The organism is Pantoea sp. FN0302 (assembly GCF_050113775.1).
GTDB lineage: Bacteria > Pseudomonadota > Gammaproteobacteria > Enterobacterales > Enterobacteriaceae > Mixta > Mixta alhagi.
Genome location: NZ_JBNJSM010000001.1, coordinates 2,144,513 through 2,166,798, shown reverse-complemented (window position 1 = coordinate 2,166,798; position 22,286 = coordinate 2,144,513). Strand labels below are relative to the sequence as shown.

Below are 22,286 nucleotides of genomic sequence, written 5' to 3'. Positions count from 1 at the left end.
GATTATGGACAATCAACAACAACCGGTACGCCTTTCTCAACGTCTGCTGAGCTACCTGATTTGCGCATTAATAGCCTGGCAACCGCTGTTGCCTGCGCTGGCGGCGGGCATCGCCCCAACCAGTAAAGGCACCCAGCTGGATAAGGCCGCTAACGGCGTACCGGTGATCAATATCGCCACGCCAAACCAGGCGGGTCTCTCTCATAACCAGTATCAGAATTACAATGTGGGCAAAGAGGGGCTGATCCTTAATAACGCCACCGGCCAGCTCACCCCGACGCAGCTGGGCGGCCTGATCCAGAACAACCCCAATCTGAAAGCCGGGCAGGAAGCCAAAGCGATCATCAACGAAGTAACCGGCGCGAACCGTTCGCAGCTACAGGGCTATACCGAAGTGGCTGGGAAAGCGGCCAACGTGATGGTGGCGAACCCTTACGGCATTACCTGTAACGGCTGCGGTTTTATTAACACACCCAATGCCACTCTGACTACCGGCAAGCCGGTCATGGATGCGCAGGGCAACCTGCAGGCACTGACGGTCAGCCAGGGCACCATTACCGTGGAAGGGCAGGGGCTGGATGCCAGCCAGAGCGACGCGCTTTCCCTTATTTCACGCGCCACCGAAATCAACGCAGCGATCCACGCCAACGATCTGAAGCTGATCGCCGGGGCCAACCGGGTGGCGCAGGATGGCAGCGTCACGCCGATTAGCGGCAGCGGCGCGGCGCCGGGCGTAGCGGTGGATACCGGCGCGCTGGGCGGCATGTATGCTAATCGCATTCATCTGGTCTCCAGCGAAAAAGGCGTCGGGGTTAACCTTGGCAACCTGAATGCCCGCCAGGGCGATATGGTGCTGGATGCCAGCGGCAGACTGACGCTGAAAAACAGCCTGACCAGCGGCGCGCTGACGGCCAAAGGCGAGAGCATCGCCCTGAGCGGCGATCATAAAGCGGGCGGCGCGGTAACGCTGAACGGCGTACAGGAGGTGGCGGTTAATGCGGGATCGCTGGTCAGCGATAGCACTATTAGCCTGACCGGCAACGGCAAGGTTGCTCTTAACCAGGGCAAACTCACCGCCGGAAAAGATATTCAGCTCAGCGCCGCAGAGATAAAAACCGATAAGGCAAGCACGGCTGACAGCGGCAACAATATCAAACTCACGGCGCGTAACGGGGTAGAGAATGCCGCGCAGCTTACCGCAGGTGGCACACTGACGCTTAGTGCAGCACAGGCGAAAAACAGCGGCGCGCTGCTGGCGCAGCAGCAAACGCTGCATGCCGATACGCTGGAGAACAGTGGGCAGATTCAGGGCGGCCACATGCTGGATATTAGCGCCGCGCAGATCGGCAACAGCGGCACGATGCATAGCAACGAGGCGTTAACGCTCAATGCCGGACAGCTGAACAATAGCGGAGAGATGCAGGGCAATCGCACGCTGGCGCTGACGGCTGATGCGCTGGAGAACAGCGGTACGCTCTCTGCCGATAGCCTGACGCTGAAAGGAAAAACCCTGACCAACAGCGGCGATATCCTCGGCGGCAGGCGCAGTGAAATTAGCGCCGATCGGCTAACGCAAAACGGCACGCTGAGCGCACAGGGCACCACGCAGATCGCGGTGACGCAGCGGCTGGATAACGGCGGCGAAACCAGCGCGCAGGAAGCGCTGAATATCAGCAGCGAAAGCCTGTTTAATCAGGGATCGCTTATTGCGCCGCAGCTGTCGCTCAACAGCCCGCAGCTCACCAATAGCGGCCTGATCCAGGGCAACAGCACGCTGCATATCACCGCCGACGAGTTGAATAACGGCGGCAGGCTGACGGGCGATGACCTGCTGGTTCACGGCAAGAACCTGACCAACAGCAAAGATATCCTCGGCGGCAAGCGCAGCGAAATCATCGCCGATCGGCTGACGCAAAGCGGCACGATAAACTCAGGCACCACGCAACTGACCCTTGCTGATACGCTGGACAACAGCGGCGCTATTGCCGGTCAGGATGCGCTGATGATCACCAGTGGCAATCTGTTTAATCAGGGTTCGCTGAGCGCGCCGCAACTGACGCTCAACAGCCCGCAGCTTACCAACAGCGGCCTGATTCAGGGCAGTAAAAATCTGGGGCTGACTGCCGATCGGCTGGATAACCTGAGCGGCGGCAGTATCGCCTCCGCCAGCGACCTCTTGCTTGACTTACCTGAGCTTAACAATAGCGGCCTGATCAAAAGCGACGCCGGACTGCTGCTCAGCGGCGACAGCTTAATCAACAGCGGCGAGATCAACGCTGCCACGCTCAACGCCAGCCATAACCAGCTGCTTAACCAGCAGGGTGGATATTTGCTGGCGCAGGGGGCAATGCAGCTACAGCAAAAACAGCTGAGTAACGAGGGGCAACTGGCGGCAGACAGCCTGGTGATCAACGCCGATACGCTGCACAACAACGGCCTGCTGCAGGGTAACAAAGATCTTGCCATTACCGGCAGTGACCTGACCAACGGCGGAACGCTGCTCAGTGGCGGCAAACTGACGCTACAGGGCGACAGCCTGGATAATCAGGGGCTGACGCAGGGCGATGCGCTGGCGGTAAACGTTAACGACTGGCAGAACAGCGGCAACGCGCTCAGCGAGCACGACGCCGACTTACAGACCAAAACGCTGCACAACAGCGGCAAAATTTTAGGCCAGCATGGCGTTCTGCTTCAGGCTGACAGCAGCGATAACAGCGGCTGGCTGGTGGCTCAGGCATTAACGCTGCGCGGCGATCTGATTAACAGCGGCCTGCTACAGGGCAACGACGAGCTAACGCTGCATGGCGACACGATCGGCAACCAGAGCAGCGGACAGCTGCTTAGCGGCGGCACACTGGATCTCGCCGCCACGCAGCTGGATAACCAGGGCGTTTTGCAGGCGGATACGCTGCGGGTTAATGCGCAAAGCTGGCAAAACAGCGGCAGCGCACGCGCCTCCTCGCTGCTGGATGCGCAAGTTAATAATGACATCAACAATGGCGGCAGCCTGATAAGTGAGCAAGCGCTTACTTTAACCGGCGATCGCATCCTTAACCAGGGCAAGCTGGCAGCGGATCGCCTTAACCTTACCTCGCCGCAGCTCACCAACGGCGGACTGCTGCAGGGCAACAGCATCCTGACGCTGAACAGCAGCCAGCTTAACAACCAGCAGGATGGCGAACTGCTGAGCGGCGGGCCACTGGCGTTAACGCTGGATCGGCTGGATAACGCCGGGCTGTTGCAGGTGGATGGCGCGCTGGATCTCAACGCCCGTCAGGCCGGCAACGGCGGCAAAATGCTGGCCGATACGATTTCCGCTCAGGTTAATGAAACGCTGACCAACAACGGCGAACTGCTGGCGCAGCAGGCCACGCTCAATGCGCAAACGCTGGAGAACAACGGCGCGCTGGCCGCACAGAACCTGACGCTAACGGCCAATACGCTGCATAACCGTGGTGCGCTGCAGGGCGATGGTGTGCTGGATATCACTGCGCAGCAGCTGGATAACCAGGCCAGCGGCACGCTGCTGAGCGGCGACAGTCTGCTGCTGCACGGTGATCGCTTCAGCAATGAAGGCGGCTGGCAGGGCAAAAAGATTGAGATTAACGGCAATACGCTGGAAAACCTGGGCACCATCAACGGCATCGACCAGCTTACCGGCAGCCTGCGTGATGAGCTAAACAACGGCGGCAGCCTGTTAAGCCAGGGCGATGCCAGCCTGACGGCAAACAGCCTGACCAACCAGGGAAAAATCCTTGCTGACGGCCTGACGCTGCGCGGCCAGACGCTTAATAACAGCGGGCTGTGGCAGGGCAGTTCTCTGCTGGATGCTCAGGGCGACAGCCTGACCAGCGCGGCGGGCAGCCGTACGCTTTCCGGCGGGCTGTTAGCGCTGAACGCCGATCGGCTAACGACCAGCGGCACCCTGCAGGGTGAACAGGCGCAGGTTAGCGCCAACAACTGGCAACATCAGGGATCGCTGCTGAGCAACGGCGGGCTGACCGCGAACGTTGCGGGGCTGCTCACTAACAACGGCGATCTGCTCAGTCAGGATGCCGCGCAGATCCACGCGCAGACCCTGACCAACCAGGGCGATGTGCTGAGCGCGGGCGCGATGACGCTCACCGGCGACAGCCTGAACAACAGCGGTTCGGTACAGGGAAAAACGCTGCATATCGCACCGGCGAAAGTGATTAATCAGGGCAGCCTGATTGGGCTACAGGCGCTGACGCTGGGCGCGCTGCCGCAGATGGCGGGCCGCATGATGCTGATGGCACTGACCACGCCCGCGCGTGAGCTGATCAATAACCAGGGCGGCGCGCTGCTGACGCAGGGCACCTTAACCATCAATAGCGACAACGTCACTAACAACGGCAGCTGGCAGGGGCAACAGATTCTGCTGAACGCGCAGCGGCTGACCAATGGCGGCGCGATCCAGAGCGCCGACGGTATGCAGCTGATGCTCGCGGATAAGCTGGACTCCACTGCTGGCAGCAAAATCAGCGCTAACGGCACGGCGGCATTGCAGGCGCTGGCGTTAACCAACCAGGGACAATGGGCAGCCAAAAACCTGACGCTGAACGGCAACACGCTAAATAACGGCGGCGATATCAGCGGCGTTAACGGCCTGACGGTAAAACTTAACGGGGCGCTGACCCAGCAGCAGGATAAAACCCTGCTGACGGCGGGTAAGCTGGATCTGCAGGCGGCATCGGTAAATAACGCCGGACGTATTCAGGGCGGCGAACTGCAGGTGATTAGCGGCGCGCTGGAAAACCGTGGCCGGATGCAGGGCGATAACAACCTGCTGCTGACGCTAAGCGGTCGTTTAACCAATGCGGCTAACGGCACATTGCTCAGCCAGAAGGCGCTGACGCTTAAAACGCCGGAGCTGTTCAACTACGGCCTGATTCAGGGCGGCGGAACAAGCGGAATTAACGCCACCGGCCTGGCGAACAATAGCGGAAAAATACTTTCCGGCGGCGAACTGACGTTGAACACCCCGCAGCTCACCAACAGCGGCTGGCTGCAGGCGACGCAGCTGATCCTGAATGCCGCCAACGCCAACAATAACGGCACGCTGCTGGCGCAGCAGCAGGGCACCCTGACCGGCAACGGTTTGAATAACCAGGGCAGCGTGCAGGGCAACAACCTCAGCGTTAACTATCAGCAGCTGACCAACGGCGGCACTCTGTTGGGTAACCATCAGCTGAACGTCACCGCCACGCAGGTAAACCAGCAGGCGGCAGGCAAACTGTTCAGCGGCGGCAACCTGGTGCTGAACAGCAACGGTCTCGACCAGCCTGGGCAGGTGGTGGCGTTGGGCAATGCGACGCTGAAGCTGATTAACGCCTTTACCAACAAAGGCACGCTGGCCGCCGGTAACCAGCTGAGCGTGAGCAGTAACGGCGCGCTGGAAAACCTGGGCACCATGCAGGGCCAGGCGCTGACGCTTGGCGCGGGCGGCGATCTGATAAACAACGGCCAACTCACCAGCGGCAGCGGCGACAGCACGTTAAGCGGCAACCGCATCGTTATGAACGGCAGTGGCACCTTGCAGGGTGGCGGCAATATCAATCTCACCAGCCGCAGCGATATTGCGCTCGACGGCTTTACCGGCACGCTGGGCAACCTGACGCTCAGCGCGCCGGGCAGCATCGTGAACACCGCGCTGCTTTACGCGGCGAATAACCTTTATCTCTACGCCAACAGCATCAAAAACCAGCAGGGTGATGTACTGGCGGGTAACAGCCTGTGGATGCAGCGCGACGCGGCGGGCAATGCCAATACCGAGGTGGTAAACACCTCTGGCACCATCGAGACGCAGAACGGCGATATCACGGTTAAGACTGGACATTTGTTGAATACAAGAGAAGGACTAAAGGTTAGCCAAAAAATTGAGCAATTATCCACACCGGAAGGCGTAGGAAATGCGACGATAAAAATATCGATTTTCCAGTTACCGCTGGGTAGCTACGGTTATTACACCACCTTGGTTGAAAGTGAAGACAGATTGGGTTGTGGCTCTCATGGCAGTTGTTCAACTCACATCACAAGAAAAATCTGGTATGCGCCGCTGGAAAATAAAGAGGCGATTATACAAAAGTTCGCTGTTAGCAAAACTCAGGTTGATGTAGTTAGTAATGGCGGAGCCGCTCGATTAGCCTCCGGACGCGATCTCACTATTGCCGCCAAAACGCTGGAGAATCAGGCCAGTGATATCCTGGCAAATAAGAATATGTCTTTGTCGGGAGAGCAGTTAAACAATCAAAGCTGGCAATCAGGCATCAGTAACGAATATCTGGTCTATCACTATGGTACAGGTAATCCACCGGTTGGACCGTATGCCGAAATTCCATTAACAACACAAAGAACCCAGGATGGCGCAAAAGGAAGCAACTTTACCTATCAGCTTACCGGTCATGAAACAGAGTTTAGTCCTGGAGCGCTTTACCGATCGGTTATTCAGGCTGGTGGCAATATCAATGCAAGCTTTAGCGATAATATTAGCAATAGCGCTACTACGGCTAATTCGGGCGTGGTCAGCCATTCGTTAGCTGCGCCAACATTAATCCGACTGAGCCAGCAAAATATTAACGGTGCGCAGCAAACACAATCACTAACTCCCGTTACGGGGCTTGCCATTAATTCACCGCAGTGGCGCGATCAGCTGCAAAATGCATTGCAGGCGATTAACGGCGGTGGCTCGCTGGAGAAGAGCAGCGGATCCAGCGCAGCGCTTAATCAGTATGATGGTTCGCGTAAAGGCGCATCGCCGTTAGAGAAGGCGGCACAGCTGGCCGCTGCTAATACTACAGGTCAGGCGTTAAATAACTATCAGGGCAACCAGGTTGATACCAGCGCCTATCCCTTACCGAGCGGTAACAATGGCTACTTTGTGCCTTCCACCGATCCAAACAGCCATTATCTGATCACCGTAAACCCGAAATTAAACGGCTTAGGGCAGATGGATAAGGAACTGTATGGCGATCTCTATGCCTTACTCGGTACGCAGCCGGGAACCGCGCCAGCGCAGGAAACGCGTACTCAGTTCACTGATGAAAAAGCCTTTTTAGGGTCTTCCTATTTGCTGGATCGCCTGAATCTGCACCCGGAATATGACTATCGTTTCCTGGGCGATGCGGCATTCGATACGCGTTACGTCAGCAATACGGTAATCAATCAAACCGGCAGCCGCTACATTAACGGTATCGGTTCCGATCTGGAACAGATGCGTTACCTGATGGATAACGCTGCCGCCGCACAGCAGTCGTTGGGCCTGCAGTTTGGCGTATCCCTGACCGCCGATCAGATTGCCTCGCTTGATCACAGCATTATCTGGTGGGAAGCCGCCACCGTTAATGGTGAAACGGTGATGGTGCCGAAAGTTTATCTGTCGCCGAAGGATGTGACGGTAAATAACGGCAGCGTGATTGCCGGTAATAACGTCAAGCTGGACGCAGGTAATATCACCAATAGCGGCAGCACGCTTACCGCTAAAGCGGATCTAAACCTTGATAGCCAGAACAGCATTAATAACCTGAATCAGGGGCTGATTAATGCGGGCAGCGATCTCCAGCTGAGCGCGTTAAACGATATCAATAATATCGGTTCTGCCATCAGCGGGAAAAAAGTCGCGCTGGAAAGCCTGGACGGCAGCATTAATAACATTACAGAAACGCAGGTATGGAAAAGCAATGCCAGCCGTAAAAATGGCATAAGTGTTAATTTAACAAAAACGGATAATGGTAAAACGGCCAGCATTAGTGCACTAGAAGATCTCAGCATAAGTGCTGGGAAAAATATCAGTGTGCAGGGAGCTGAAATTATATCGTCAAAAAGTTTGTTAATGCAGGCATGGGGCGATATTAGCGTAACAGCAAATGAAATAAAACAGGAGCAAAGCCAGTCCAGTGCTTATCGTAATTGGTTCGATCGCGGCCAAAGCAATAGCAACATCACACTTGATAACCAGCAAAGTATTATATCAGCAGGCGGCAGCGCAATTATAAATGCAGGAAAAGACCTTACGCTTAATGCCAGCACAGTTACTGCTAATCAAAACATGTCAATAACTGCAGGTAATGATATTAACTTAAATGCTGCAGCCAACCGCCAAAGCAACAGTAAAAATAAGATAGCTTCTGATAGTCAAGGTTATGATCGTACTTCCCTGAGCAGTGGTGGAAACCTTGTTTTAACGGCTGGACGTGATGTCCATAGCCAGGCAGTCAGTATTAGAGCAAAAGGCGCTTTGGCTGCGAAAGCTGAACGCGATCTCAACCTCAACGCTGCAACCACGCAGCAAAACAGCCGCAATGGCAAATCGGAGTCTCACGCCTCTGGTCTGGATCGCACCACTATTTCCAGCGGCAGCGATTTGCAACTGGCGGCAGGGCGCGATCTCACCAGCCAGGCGGCAGGTCTGGCGGCGGAAGGTGACGTGGCATTGCTGGCGGGACGCGATCTTAATCTGCTGGCAGAAGAAACCCGTTCCGGCAACAGCTACAAGGCGGGCAAAAAGCAGGAAATCAATGAGCATGTACGCCAGCAGGGCACCGAAGTCGCCAGCGGTGGCGATACCTCATTATTGGCCGGGCGCGACCTGAACAGCAGCGCAACCCAGGTCACCGCGCAGCAGGATATCGCGGTTGCCGCCGGTCATAACGTTAACCTGAACACCGCGACCGAAAGTGATTATCACTACAAAGAGGAAACCAAAACCAAAAAAGGTTTCCTGAAGAAGAAAACCACGCACACCATCGAAGAGGACAGCGCCACGCGTGAGGCGGGCACGCTGCTGAGCGGTAATAATGTCGCGGTCACGGCGGGCAACGATCTGCTGGTCAAAGGCTCGCAGGTGGTGGGCGATGGCAGCGTTGCACTGAGGGCAGGCAACAATGTAGATATTGCAGCGGCTACCAACACCGACTCCAGCTGGCGCTTTAAGGAAACCAAAAAAAGCGGCCTGATGGGCAGCGGCGGCATTGGCTTTACCATCGGCAGCAGCAAATCGGTGCACGATCTGCGTGAGAAGGGCACCACGCAAAGCCAGAGCGTCAGCACCGTGGGCAGCACCGGTGGCGATGTGGTGATTACCTCAGGCGGGCAAACGCATATTGGCGGGGCGGATTTGGTGGCAGGCAAAAGCCTGGATATCAACGGCGATGCGGTAGTGATCGAGCCGGGCCACGATAAGCGTACCCGTGACGAACGCTTTGAGCAGAAAAAGAGTGGTCTGACGCTGGCGCTGTCCGGCGCGGTAGGCGAAGCCATCAATAGCGCAGTGGCAACCGCGCAGGCGGCAAAAAGCGAAAGCGACGGCAGACTCGCGGCGCTGCAGGCGACCAAAACCGCGCTCTCCGGCGTACAGGCAGTGCTGGCGTCACAGCAGGCAACGGCCAGCGGCGATCCGAATAATGGCGTAGGCATCAGCGTCTCACTGACCACGCAAAAATCGAAATCGCAGCAGCATCAGAGTTCTGATACGGTTAACGGCTCCACGCTGAACGCCGGTAAAGATTTGACGATTACCGCTAACGGTAAAGGCGACAGCGCGCACAGCGGCGATATTCTGATTGGCGGCAGCCAGATGAAGGTGGCGGGCGACAGCACGCTGAACGCCGCCAGGGATATCCTGTTAACCGGCGCGGCCAGCACGCAGCAGAGCAGCGGCAAAAACAGCAGCAGCGGCGGCGGCGTGGGCCTAAGTTTCGGCGTGGGCAGCGGTAGTGCGGGCATAAGCATCTTTGCCAGCGTCAACGGCGCGAAGGGCAAAGAGAGCGGCAACGGCACGCGCTGGAGCGAGACCACGCTGGACAGCGGCGGCAACGTGGCGCTGAACAGCGGGCGTGATGCCATGCTGAACGGCGCGCAGGTCAGCGGCAACAAGGTCACGGCGGATATCGGGCGTGACCTGACAATTAGCAGCCAGCAGGACAGCGATCGTTACGACTCGAAGCAGACCAGCTTCGGGGCGGGCGGTAGCTTTACCTTTGGCTCGATGAATGGCTCCGGTTACATCAGTCTCAGCCAGGACAAAATGCGCAGCCGCTACAACAGCGTGCAGGAGCAGAGCGGCATCTTTGCCGGCGAGGGCGGCTTTGACATCACCACCGGCAGCCACACGCAGCTGGACGGCGCGGTGATTGCCTCAACGGCGAGTGCGGATAAGAACCGCCTCGACACCGGCACGCTGGGCTTCAGCGATATCGGTAACGCGGCGGACTATAAGGTCAGCCACAGCGGCGTCAGCGCCGGGATGTCCAGCAAGGGTTCGCCAGGCGGTCAGCTGCTGTCGAATGCGCTCTCTAACACTGCCGGCACGCTGCTGGCAGGGCTGGGCAGCAGCGGCCATGCGGAGGGCACCACGCAGTCGGCGGTGGCCGACGGCACTGTCACCATCCGTAACCAGGACCGGCAGCAGCAGCGCGTGGCGGACCTGAGCCGCGACACGGAGCACGCCAACGGCAGCATCAGCCCAATCTTTGACAAGGAGAAAGAGCAGAAGCGGCTGCAGATGGCGCAGATGGCGGGTGAAATCACCGGCCAGATGAGCAATATCGTGCAGACCCATGGCGATATCATCGCGCTGGAGAAAGCCAAAGAGGAAACCGGCAACCAGCAGCCAGCGGGGGCCGGTGAGAAAGAACGGCAGAAATGGCTGGATGAACTGCGCAGCAGTGATGCCTACCAGAAGGAGATGCGGTCCTGGGGCACCGGCAGTAAGAATCAGATGGTGGTGCAGTCGCTGGGCGCGATTATCAGCGGCGTTGCGGGCGGCAACGCGATGCAGGCGGCGGCAGGCGGGCTGAACCCGTGGGTGGCACAGGTCATCAAACAGCAGACCACCGACGCGGAAGGCAACGTGAACGTGGCGGCGAATGCGGCAGCGCACGCGGTGTGGGGCGCGGTGGCCGCACAGATGGCGGGCGGCAACGCAGTGGCGGGCGCGGCGGGCGCCTTCAGCGGCGAGCTGGCGGCGCGCTATATTGCTGAGCAACGCTTTGGCGCGGATACTCAGGAAAAGATTGATGCGCTGAGTGAGGAGCAGCGTCAGGAGCTGAGCCTGATGAGCACGCTGGCAGCGGGTCTGGCGGGCGGCCTTGCCGGTAACAGCACGGCATCCGCGACCACCGGCGCGCAGGCCGGGAAAAATGCGGTTGAGAATAATTCGCTGAGCGGTGAAGACGCTCAGGAAAAAAACAGCATTGAACTAGCACTGTCAAAAACCGGACTGGCCCTGCACCCCAGAACGCCTGAAGAAGTGGCTGAACTGGAGGCGCGCCACGAACAGCTGGTCCGGCTTGATGCTGAAATTGATAAGTATGCTCAGGATGCATGCGCAAAAGGAAAAACTTCAGAGGCCTGTCAGGATGCAAACGCCCTGATGCAGGGCCTGAAAGAAAGTTACAACGGTTATGTGGGTCAGCTGACCTACCGGGAGCTGAACCGGGAAGACTACGCTAAAGTCAGCCAGATAGTGGCGAACACCAGCGCTGATAAATGGGATTACGCAATAGAGGGTTACGCGAAATCACAGAATATCAGCTACCAGGAAGCGAAGAACAAGTTTGCTATAGCTATCAATATTAACCAGGCGGCAGATGTTGCCGGAATATTGTATGGTCTGAAAGGGCCGAAAGTCAGCAAAGGCGCTGTCAGCGGCGCAGCGGCAACGCTGAAAACGGTACTGTCGAAGTACGATGAGTTTAAGCAAAACATTGCGGCCAGCACAAAAGGCAATAACGATGCGCTGGCGATGGCCGGGGCGGGAAATGTTGGTGGTTCTCCGGCTGGCGGTGGGCTGTCCTCGAATGCGTATCTGTCTACGGGGACTGGAGGGAATAAAGCTAATTCTATTCCAGTTAAAGATCCTGTTACGGTCAATAATGGGGCGGGGCTGATTAACGAGGGCAGTCAGCAGATCCCAGCGAAAGCTAAAGATACTCAGATTTGGACGGAAACCAAGAAAAAAGACCCTGTATCAAATGCTTTCGGCCACTGGGACAAGCACAAAAGTGAATTCCCTGAATATCAAAACTCTAAGCAATATGTGGAAGCGACGCATTCTTTTGTCACTAAACCGCCTGCTGGTACTTTGGTAAAAACGCGTCCTAATGGTGATACTTTGTATTACAATCCTGCCACAAATACATTTGCAGTGAAAAGGGCTGATGGGGCGCCTAAGACGATGTTTAAGCCTGATCCAGCAGACCATGGGTATAAAACTAACTTGGATTATTTTAATGCACAATAGCAAAGAACTTTATGTATGCAGAGTCTGCGGAGCGATGCAATCGGACCCGCCCTGGGGTGAAGATGGAAAGGATGCAAGCTTTAATATCTGTGATTGCTGTGGAGTAGAATTCGGTTATGAAGATGCAACTCTTGTAGGATTAAAACGCTATAGAGAGAAATGGTTATCTGCCGGTGCTAAATGGAACAATCCAAAATATAAGCCCGAAAACTGGTCATTGGATGAGCAGATTAAAAATATTCCCAATCAATACCTTTAATAAAGATCCCGGCCACCGATCCGGGATCTGTTTAACTGCCAATCATTCTTCAGCTTGCCGGATGATCATCTCGCCCCGCTCACAAACCACCTCAATCTTTTTTCCGGCTTCAAAACCCAGCGCTGCCATCAAGCCGGACGTTCTGAGGCAGAGCTTGAAAGAGCGTTACAATGATTATCAGAGCCAACTGGCCTGCAGTTCCAGGGAAAGCAGTGAAACAAGTTATACCATTCGAAGGGAATGAGAAATCCTTTGAAACAATATTTAAGCAGTTAAATAGGTGATTTTGATGACTTTGTTTGATGAGTGTAAAGAAGCGCTTAGGACTGATTTTAGTGTCGTTGAAGGGGAATATGAGAAAATTGCTATTAATATTTTAAAAAGCTATCCGTTTGTTAATGGGGCTGTTCGTTGGGATGATATTAAATACTCTGATTACGAAAATGCTGATAGACTGCTGGAAATGAATTTTATGCCAGGTGAAAGTGTTTTTGTATTGGCTGATGATATAGGAATCTCTATTTTTAAAACAAATTTAAAAATTGTTCTTGAAAACATATATGATGTTACAGCATTATCCCCAAAGATATTTGTTTTCAGTAAGGTTTTCATTTTACAGCCTCTTTTTCCATCTGAAGCAATCCGCTTAGGATTAAGACGCGGGATTATGTAAACCGAATCCCATCTTTTACCGGCGGGATGTTAATTTAAATCGGTCAGCTTCTTATCAACGGCCAGACCGATGATCAGCTGCTCCGGTCCAGCGATTACTCCGATCTTCTTCCCGATCTCAAAAACCAGCACCGGCATCCATCATTTTTAAGTCTAATAGACGGCGACGGCTCAAACTTGCTCTGATCCCGGATATAGCTCATATCATGAATAGCCCGGCTGAGTTGCATATGTTGTACGCGTTATAATTTACTATTGGTTTAGTCATATATCAGCTTTAGTAGAGAAAAGGGCGAAAATATCGGAATGGGAAACCACGCTGCAAAGCGTCACCACGTTTTACCATAATTTCAGCGTACAGCGACTCGCATTGACTTCCTTCTTTATATACGCGTTGTTTTGCGCCGCTGAAACATATTTGTCCTCGTCGCACGGCACGCTCTGATGCCGCGCAGGCGCCTAAAGATTCGATACAATACGACGATAAACCCCTTTATCAGGTTATTCATTTAAGGCTCTGCGCCGCGCGGCCAGCTGAACCCGGCCGGGACGGGCAGGATGCCTCAACAGGAAGAACGTATGACAACCAGGCAGGTAATCGGCATCGATCTGGGCACCACCAACAGCGCGGTCGCGCTATGGCGCGAAGGGCAATCGCAGCTGATCGCCAACAAATTTGGCAGCGTGTTAACCCCTTCCGTCGTCGGTTTAGATGACGAAGGCAATCTGCTTACCGGTCAACCGGCCCTTGCCCGTCTCAGCACCCATCCTCATCTGACTCAGGCCAGCTTCAAACGCTATATGGGCACCGAAGCGACGCTGACGCTGGGGAATCAAACTTTCCGCGCTGAAGAACTCTCCGCCATTTTATTGCGTCAGCTGAAGGAAGATGCGCAAAGCTGGCTCGGCCATCACATCGAAGACGCGGTGATTACCGTTCCCGCCTATTTTAATGACGTGCAACGGCGCGCGGTGAAAACCGCCGGCGAACTGGCGGGCCTTAACGTGTTGCGTCTGTTAAATGAGCCGACGGCGGCCTCGCTGGCGTTCGGGCTGCTGGAAAACCGCGAGCAAAAATACCTGACCTTCGATTTAGGCGGTGGCACCTTCGATGTCTCGGTTATCGACATGTTTGAAGGCGTGGTTGAAGTACGCGCCAGCAGCGGCGATGTGCAGTTGGGCGGCGATGATTTCAACGAGGCGATCTGCCAGTGGATGCTTAATCAGCAGCCCGCGTTAAAAGCGGCGCTGCCAGCGGTGAAGCCCGCATTGCTGGAGCAGGCTGGTTGGCTGAAGCTCGCCCTGAGTCACGCGCCGGAAGCCAGCGTCGAGTTGCTATGGCAAATGCAGACCTGGCGCTGGACAATGGATGAAGAGCAGCTTGCCCGCTGCTGTCAGCCGCTGCTTGCCCGCCTGCAGCAGCCGGTCATGCAGGCGCTGCACGATGCGCGATTCTCGCTACAGGATCTCGATCATGTGCTGCTGGTCGGCGGCGCGACGCGTATGCCGCTGGTGCGTCAGGCGGTTGCGCGCCTGTTCGGTCGCTTTCCCCGTCACGATCTCCATCCCGATGAAGCGGTCGCGCTGGGTGCTGGCGTGCAGGCAGGCATGGTGATGAAGGATGCGGCGGTCGAAGACGTCATTCTGACCGATGTGATGCCGTTTTCGCTTGGCGTGGAAACGGCAAAAGAGAGTCACGGCAGCCTGGAGAGCAGCTTTTTCCTGCCACTGATTGAGCGCAACACCTGGCTGCCGGTGAGCAAAAGCAAAACGGTAAGCACCGTTGCCGACAACCAAACCAGCGTTCTGCTGAAAATTTATCAGGGCGAAGGTCGGCGGGTAAAAGATAACGTCTATCTCGGAGAGATGAATATTGACGTGCCGCCGCGCGGAGCGGGCGAGGTGGCGCTGGATATTCGTTTTACCTATACGCTGGACGGCCTGCTGGAAGTTCAGTGCCAGCAGATCGACGGCCCAAACAGTGCCCGACTGGTGATAGAGAAAGTGCCGGGACAGATGACGGCGGAGCAAATCGAGCAGAGCCTGCAAAAGCTGAACAATCTCAAGCGCCACCCGCGCGATCGCCAGGAGAACCGCGATTTGCTGCTGCGCGGCTCGCGTCTGTTTGAACGGTTGCTGGCAGAAGAGCGCGTCTGGATCGATAACGTCATGAGCGTCTTTGAACAGGCGCTCGACAGCCAGGATGAACGGCGTATCGCAGACGTGCGCCAGAAGGTCTGCGAGGCACTGGACTCTGTTGATGAGATATTATTGTGATGAACTGCTGGCAAATTTTAGGCATTGAGCCTACCTGTGACGAAGTACTGATTCGTCGCGCCTATGCGCGCGAGCTGAAAACATGCCGCCCGGACAGCGATCCAGAAGGGTATCAGCGGCTGCGTGAGGCATTTGAATGGGCGAAAAGCAGTGCCAACGCGCCTCAGCCGGACGAGGCTGACGACTATCCTGAGAGCGTCCATGCTGCTGAGAGGGACGCCGCGCATCGCCCTGAAGAAACCGCTGTTGCTGAGGCGGACGCTGATGCCTCAATTACCCCGACATTTGATGCCGAACCCTGCCAGGAGGCCGTTGCGGCTTTCCCGCCTTCGCTTACGTCGATCTATACCCCAGAGGAGATGCAGGCGCTGGCTGCCGGGCTGGTGAAAGAGGGGAACGGGAATCTTACGGCGCTTGACGCGCTGCATCAGCGGGTGAGCAGTGAAGGCAACCTGATACAGCAGCAGCAGTTTCATCAGGATCTGGCTGCCGCGCTGGCGGAGCAGCCCGGCCTGTCAGAATGGCTGGTGGAAAAAATCAGCGATGCGTTACAGTGGGAGCTAAACCAATACAGCAGCGGCTATCTGGTACCGGAAGCGTTGCAGGAAGCGCTTTATGCGCAAATTCGCGCAACCGAGCGCGAGCGGGCCTGGCATGAGGTGAAAAATGAATCGCTGCACGGCGATCTCTCCACGCGCCTGGCGCTGGAGCTGCTGTGCGGCGAGCGCGCCGCCGCACCGTTTTGGGTGCGTCTGGTGCCGGGGCTGATCGCGAAAATGACGCGACAGGTCAATACGCTTAACGAGACTTTTCCTGAGCTAGTCCAGCGGCTTAATCCCGCGATACTCGAATTCATCAGCGCGCGCCGCTGTGCGTTGAGCTGGCAGGGACTGTTTCTGATGGCGTTCTGGGGTGGGATTCTTCCTTTGGCGATCTCCGGCTCTCCGCCAGGCCCGCCTGTCGGGCCGATCGCGTTCGCTATTGTCGTCTATTATCTCTACCTCAGCGATCCGATCCTGATGGGGCTACAGCGCAGGCCGTCGCTGATGGGGCTATTTATTCTGCTGGATTGTCTGGTTTCGGTGGCGTTGTTAATGGCTTTGTTTAGCGGCGTGCTGACGCTGTCTATTAGCAACAGCGCCGCAAAAGGGGAAGGCTTTTCCGGCATGACTCCGCTGTTTATCGTGCTGATTGAATGGCTTATTCTCTGGTCGGTCTGGTCGAAACAGGTTCCCGGCCTGCGGCGTCCGGGCATTGCCGTCGCGCGGCTGCTCAGCAGCCCCTGGCGCCTGCTGGAAACGCTGGAGTTTAGTGCGGCGAGCTATTGCCTTCTCGCCGTCTATGCCACCTTCTGCTGCCTGCTGTTGGATGCGCTGCTGAATCTGGCCGCCAGCTTTTATGGCTAGCAGAATGATTTAATCGCTATCGGCGCGTTTATTCCGGTTGCACTGCTGTGACATAAAAAAGCCCAGCTTTACGCCGGGCTTTTCCTTTTTAACTTACCTTCACACTCAAACTGGCCTGCGTGCCAGCAGCGTAGCGAAACGCAGCTTGATGCGATTGCCCTGGGCGTCGGTTTTATGCAGCGCGCCGGGGTTCTCGTTGTACTTCAGAATATCCCAGCCGTCGTAATAGCCCAGCAGCTCGCTGCGGCTAAAGGTAAAGGGGAACGGCATCGGACAGGGATAGTCCGGCGTACTCATTGCCGCCACAATCAGATTGTGGCCGCCCGGCGTGGTGGCCTGCTGCATCTGAGCAATCAGCCCCGGGATCGTCTCCGGCTGCAAAAACATCATCACCACGGTAGAGAGCAGAAAATCGTACTGCTTCTCAATCGTGACCTGATTTAAATCGCACTGCTGCAGGCGAATCCCCTCCAGCGCCTCGGTGGCAATAATCTGCCGCAGGCCGTTCAGGCTGTCGCTGTTTTTATCCCAACCCTCAACCTCAAACCCCTTCTGATGCAGATAAAGCACATTGCGCCCGTTGCCGCAGCCTAAATCCAGCACGCGCCCCGGCGGAATGTTTTTTGCCGCTTCCACCACCTCAGAATGCGTCGGCGTTAGCTGATAGCGGCGGTGATAGTAATCCTCCGGCTTGCAGTAAAGTGCCAGCTGGCACTCCATGTCCGGGCTGAAACCGGTCACGCGATGCAGTTGCTCCGGCCCCAGACGCGGCGGGCGGGAATCAGCGGTTAAGGTTAAAGTCTCGGTTATCTCGCCCAGCTCAGTCAGCAAGGCGAGATCCAGCGTGCCTTTATACAGCTTCGGCTGCGCCCAGCTGCCCGCCTCGGTGCGGTAAGGCTGCTGCCAGGCGGGCGGCAAGGTATCACTGTTCCAGCGCGGCAGCGTTTGATAACAAATCAGGTCGGTCATGTTTGGCTCCGTGTTTAACGGGTTAACTGTTTCAACAGGGGAAGCGCCTGCTTCATATGATCTTCACTGACCACGAACGCTTTGAGCTGTCCGACAGCGTCCACTCCTTTTGCCACAATGCCCGCTTTACTGAACTGCATCTCCCAGTTCAGATCGGGATCGCCCGCGCTGCCTGCCAGGTGCAGCGGCAGATCCGGCGTTTTAACCCTTACCAGCATCGCCGGCAGGCTCAGGCTGGCGCTGTTGCCGGTCAGGTTTTTCGCCAGCGTCATCGCTGCCAGCTGAGCCGGTTGCAGGTACGGCATCAGTTTGCCCTGGATCTCTGCACAGTCGCCCAGCGCAAAAATATCGGGATGCGACGTGGTCAGCCGATCGTCTACCACGATGCCGCGCCGCGTGGTCAGGCCCGCCTGTTGGGCCAGTGCAATGTTCGGACGCAGGCCAATGGCACATACCGCCGCATCGCAGGTGATCTGCTGGCCGTTGCTCAGCGTGGCGACCAGCGTATCGTGATAGCGCGCCAGCGAAGCCAGTTCGCTGTTAAAGCGCATCTCCACGCCTGCTTGCAGCAGGCGATGTTGCAAACGACCGCTGATTTCCGGCGGCATCAGCGCGGATAACAGGCCGCCGCTGCGATCGATTACCGTTACCTGTTTACCGGCGCGATTAAGGTCCATCGCCAGTTCAGTGCCGATGAGTCCGCCGCCAAGCAGCAGCACGCGTTGCGCGCCCTGCAGGCTCTCTTCACACTGCCGATACTCCTGCTGGCTGTTCAGGGTATACATTAACTCGCTGCCGCTGACCGGCGGCACCAGTGCCTCGGCTCCGGTAGCCAGCACCAGCTTGCCGTAGGCGAAGTCGCCTGCCGTGGTCTCAATGCGATGCGCGGCGGCATCAATACGCGTTACCCGCGTATGCGGATGCAGCATGATGTTGTTCTTCTCCGCATACTCAGCGGCGGTAACGCGGGTCAGATCGTCGGCCCGCTGCGCCAGAGAGAAAACGTGGCTCAGCTCTGGCTTATGGTATTCATCGCAGCTGTCCGCCGCGATCAGGCGGATAGCGATCTCTTTATTCTGCTGACGCAGATTTTTAATCAGCTGTCGGGCGGCAAAGCCGGAGCCGATAATGACAATATCTGATGACATAGTCTTAGCCCTCGTACGGGTCAAAAACGTCTTTACCCATGCCGCATTCCGGGCAGAGGAAGTCGTCCGGTACGTCAGCCCAGGCGGTGCCCGGCGCAACGTCCTGGGAATCTTCGCCGGTCGCCGGGTCATAGACCCACAGGCATACGCTACAGATCATCTTTTGTTCAGCATCGCCTGCGGCGGCGCTTTCCGGCGCGGCGCTAATCGGCACATTCAGCGCGGCGGCAGGTGCAGCGGCAGGCTCCGGCTGGGCAACGTTTGCCGGCAGCGGAGAGAGTGCCCACTGACGCGCAATAGTGCGGCCATGCTCACGGCACGCTTCCAGCGCTTTGCCGTCCGGACGCCATTTAGTTTTCAGGCTAAGGGACATCTCAAAGCCTGCGTCCTGTAAGCGGGTAGAGAGGCGATCCACCGCACCGCCGCTCCAGCCGTGCGAGCCGAAGGCGCTGGCGTGTTTGTTGCGGAAGCGCAGACCGGTTATCTCTTCAACCAGTCCGGCGATTTTCGGCATCATCACGTTGTTCATGGTAGAGGTACCCACCAGCACGCCTTTTGAGCGGAACACATTGGTCAGCACTTCGTTTTTGTCGCTGCGCGCCACGTTAAAGATTTTCACTGCCACGCGCGGGTCAACTTCGTTAATGCCCTGAGCAATGGCATCGGCCATCATGCGGGTGTTATTGGACATGGTGTCGTAGAAGATGGTAATGCGATCTTCCTGGTAGTCCGCCGCCCATTTCAGGTACAGCTCTACAATCTGCGTCGGGTTATCGCGCCATACCACGCCGTGAGAAGTGGCGATCATGCTCACCGGCAGGTTAAAGCCAAGGATTTCATTGATTTTCGGCGTTACCAGGCGGCTGAACGGCGTCAGAATGTTGGCGTAGTAGCGCTGGCACTGCTCAAACAGCTCAGTCTGGTCTACTTCGTCATTGAACAGATGTTCATCGCAATAGTGCTGACCAAAAGCATCGTTACTGAACAGCACCGCATCTTCGGTCATATAGGTCATCATGCTGTCCGGCCAGTGCAGCATTGGCGTTTCCACAAAGATCAGCTTTTTGCCGTTACCGATATCCAGCGAGTCGCCGGTTTTCACCACATTAAAATTCCACTCCGGATGATGGTGATGGCCATTAATTGAATCGATAGCGTTTTCAGTGCAGTAGATCGGCGTATTGGGAATACGCGTCATCAGCTCGGTCAGCGCGCCCGCATGGTCTTCTTCCGCATGGTTGATGATGATGTAGTCGATTTTATCCAGATCGATTTCCTGCATCAGGTTGGTCACGAATTCACGGCTGAATTTATGATCGACGGTATCAATCAGGACGTTTTTCTCTTCTTTGATCAGATAGCTGTTGTAGCTGCTGCCTCGCAGCGTTTTATATTCGGTACCATGAAAATCACGTACTTCCCAGTCACGTTGGCCTACCCAGGTAATGTTATTTTTAACGTGAATGCTCATTTTGGTTCCTCAACAGGTTCATAAAGTTTCTTTTCTTATTGCATGTGGCGTGCCAACTTTTATTTAATTGATATTTAAGGGTTTTAATTTTTGTGATTGTTAAAGTGACAATTGAGGTTTATTGTGTTTTCAACAATGGCATTGTGGAAAAGACAGCATGACTATCTCAGTTGAAGGCCTGGCCGCGCTGGCCGTAGAGATCCAGAACGGACTTTCCCGCTCCGATCGTTTTAGCCGGATGATCGCCAGTATTCATCACCTGCTGCGGTGCGATGCCACCGCGCTGTTGCGCTATGAGGCGCAGCATTTTCGTCCACTGGCGACCGCCGGACTGGCGCCGGATGTAATGGGGCGTCGTTTTAAAATCGAAGCGCATCCGCGTCTGGAAGCGATTGCCCGCGCCGGAGATGTAGTGCGTTTTCCGGCGGACAGCGATTTACCCGATCCCTATGATGGATTGATCCCCGATCGGCATGAGCTGCATGTGCACGCCTGCGTTGGGTTGCCGCTGTTTTCCGGTCAGGATCTGATCGGTGCGTTGACGCTGGACGGCATGAATGCCAGCCAGTTTGATGATTACAGCGATGAAGAGCTGCGTGTGGTGGCAAGCCTGGTCGGCAGCGCTCTGAACAACGCGCTGCTGCTGGAACAGCTGGAGCAGCCGGGCAACGCCTTTACGCTCGGCGCTCACCGGCAAAGTACAGGCGAAAGCAGCGAAATGATTGGCGAGTCGCTGCCAGTGCAGCAGCTAAAGAAAGAAATTGCGGTGGTGGCGCCTACCGATCTTAATGTGTTGATCAGTGGTGAGACCGGTGTGGGGAAAGAGCTGGTGGCGCAGGCGCTGCATCGCCAGTCGGCGCGTGCTGCCAGCCCGCTGATTTATCTGAACTGTGCGGCACTGCCGGAAACGGTGGCGGAAAGCGAGCTGTTCGGTCATGTGAAAGGGGCTTTTACCGGTGCGGTACACGATCGTACCGGCAAGTTCGAAATGGCCGATAACGGCACGCTGTTTCTGGATGAAATTGGTGAGCTGACGCTGACGCTACAGGCAAAATTGCTGCGAGTACTACAGTATGGCGATTTGCAGCGCGTCGGCGAAGACCGACATCTGAAAGTGGACGTGCGCATTCTGGCCGCCACTAACCGTGACCTGCGGCAGGCGGTGGCGGAGGGCAGTTTCCGCGCCGATCTGTATCATCGTCTGAGCGTATTTCCGTTGCAGGTTCCGGCGCTGCGCGAGCGTGGCGAAGATATTATTTTACTGGCCGGTTACTTCTGTGAGAAATGCCGGGTGAAATTTGGCCTGCAGCATATCGCGCTCAGCGCGGCGGCACGCAGCATGTTGAGCGGCTACGGCTGGCCTGGCAATATTCGTGAGCTGGAACATGCTATCTATCGCGCCACTATCGTTGCGCAGGCGGATGCCCGCAACGGCGATATTTTGCTGATGCCGCAGCATTTTTCCCTGGACAGCGCAACGGAAGTGGCGGCGACGGCGACGCTGGCAGAAACCCTGCCGCAGCAAAGCCTGCAGGACGCCACGCGTGATTTTCAGCGACAGTATATTTCCCGGGCGCTACAGGCCAGCAATAATAACTGGGCCGCCTGCGCCCGGCGGCTGGAAATGGACGCGGGTAATCTGCACCGTCTGGCGCGCCGGTTAGCGTTGAAATAGGGCAAAAGGTAGCTATGAGCGGCCTTTTGCTACCCAGTTGTAAACAGGATAAATTACAAGATTCGGTTAATTTAATAATTAACTCATTGAAAATTATTAAAAATAAACATTTACAGTGGGGCTTGGCTGCGTATTATTTGTGCATAGTGA

The 22,286-nt window shown here is 56.1% G+C and carries 9 protein-coding genes; 6 read left to right on the top strand and 3 right to left on the bottom strand.

Annotation, left to right across the window (positions count from 1 at the left end; translation table 11 throughout):
- Positions 1 to 4: 4 nt before the first annotated feature.
- The 5 genes from ACQE32_RS10175 to ACQE32_RS10155 all read left to right on the top strand — a co-directional run bounded on the left by ACQE32_RS10175 (position 5) and on the right by ACQE32_RS10155 (position 16,873).
- Positions 5 to 12,259, top strand: a complete 12,255-nt coding sequence (locus tag ACQE32_RS10175) for a hemagglutinin repeat-containing protein (protein WP_427021696.1) — start codon at positions 5 to 7, stop codon at positions 12,257 to 12,259.
- Positions 12,219 to 12,518, top strand: coding sequence for a hypothetical protein (locus tag ACQE32_RS10170; protein WP_427021695.1), 300 nt, complete (start codon positions 12,219 to 12,221; stop codon positions 12,516 to 12,518). Before ACQE32_RS10175 ends, ACQE32_RS10170 begins: the two co-directional genes overlap by 41 nt.
- Before the next feature lie 289 nt (positions 12,519 to 12,807).
- Positions 12,808 to 13,191: a hypothetical protein gene (locus ACQE32_RS10165; RefSeq protein ID WP_427021694.1), complete on the top strand. Its 384-nt coding sequence runs from the start codon at positions 12,808 to 12,810 to the stop codon at positions 13,189 to 13,191.
- 578 nt (positions 13,192 to 13,769) lie between these two features.
- Positions 13,770 to 15,467 carry an Hsp70 family protein gene (locus tag ACQE32_RS10160; protein ID WP_427021693.1) on the top strand — a complete coding sequence of 566 codons (1,698 nt, stop codon included), beginning with the start codon at positions 13,770 to 13,772 and terminating at the stop codon, positions 15,465 to 15,467.
- Positions 15,464 to 16,873 (top strand): hypothetical protein, encoded by a 1,410-nt coding sequence (locus ACQE32_RS10155; protein WP_427021692.1) that lies wholly within the window; start codon positions 15,464 to 15,466, stop codon positions 16,871 to 16,873. Before ACQE32_RS10160 ends, ACQE32_RS10155 begins: the two co-directional genes overlap by 4 nt.
- A 105-nt stretch (positions 16,874 to 16,978) precedes the next feature.
- On the opposite strand, the gene tehB is transcribed toward ACQE32_RS10155, so the two are convergent.
- The 3 genes from tehB to norV are packed head-to-tail and all read right to left on the bottom strand — an operon-like array spanning position 16,979 to position 20,461.
- Positions 16,979 to 17,842 carry an SAM-dependent methyltransferase TehB gene (tehB, locus tag ACQE32_RS10150; protein WP_427021691.1) on the bottom strand — a complete coding sequence of 288 codons (864 nt, stop codon included), beginning with the start codon at positions 17,840 to 17,842 and terminating at the stop codon, positions 16,979 to 16,981.
- 14 nt (positions 17,843 to 17,856) lie between these two features.
- Complete coding sequence (gene norW, locus ACQE32_RS10145) at positions 17,857 to 18,990, bottom strand: NADH:flavorubredoxin reductase NorW (RefSeq protein ID WP_426980942.1); 1,134 nt, start codon at positions 18,988 to 18,990, stop codon at positions 17,857 to 17,859.
- Between the two features lie 4 nt (positions 18,991 to 18,994).
- A complete protein-coding gene (gene norV / locus ACQE32_RS10140) occupies positions 18,995 to 20,461 on the bottom strand; it encodes an anaerobic nitric oxide reductase flavorubredoxin (protein ID WP_427021690.1) in 1,467 nt (488 codons plus the stop codon).
- Between the two features lie 157 nt (positions 20,462 to 20,618).
- Between norV and norR the strand changes: the two genes are divergently transcribed.
- Complete coding sequence (gene norR, locus ACQE32_RS10135; RefSeq protein ID WP_426974668.1) at positions 20,619 to 22,136, top strand: nitric oxide reductase transcriptional regulator NorR; 1,518 nt, start codon at positions 20,619 to 20,621, stop codon at positions 22,134 to 22,136.
- Positions 22,137 to 22,286: the final 150 nt, after the last annotated feature.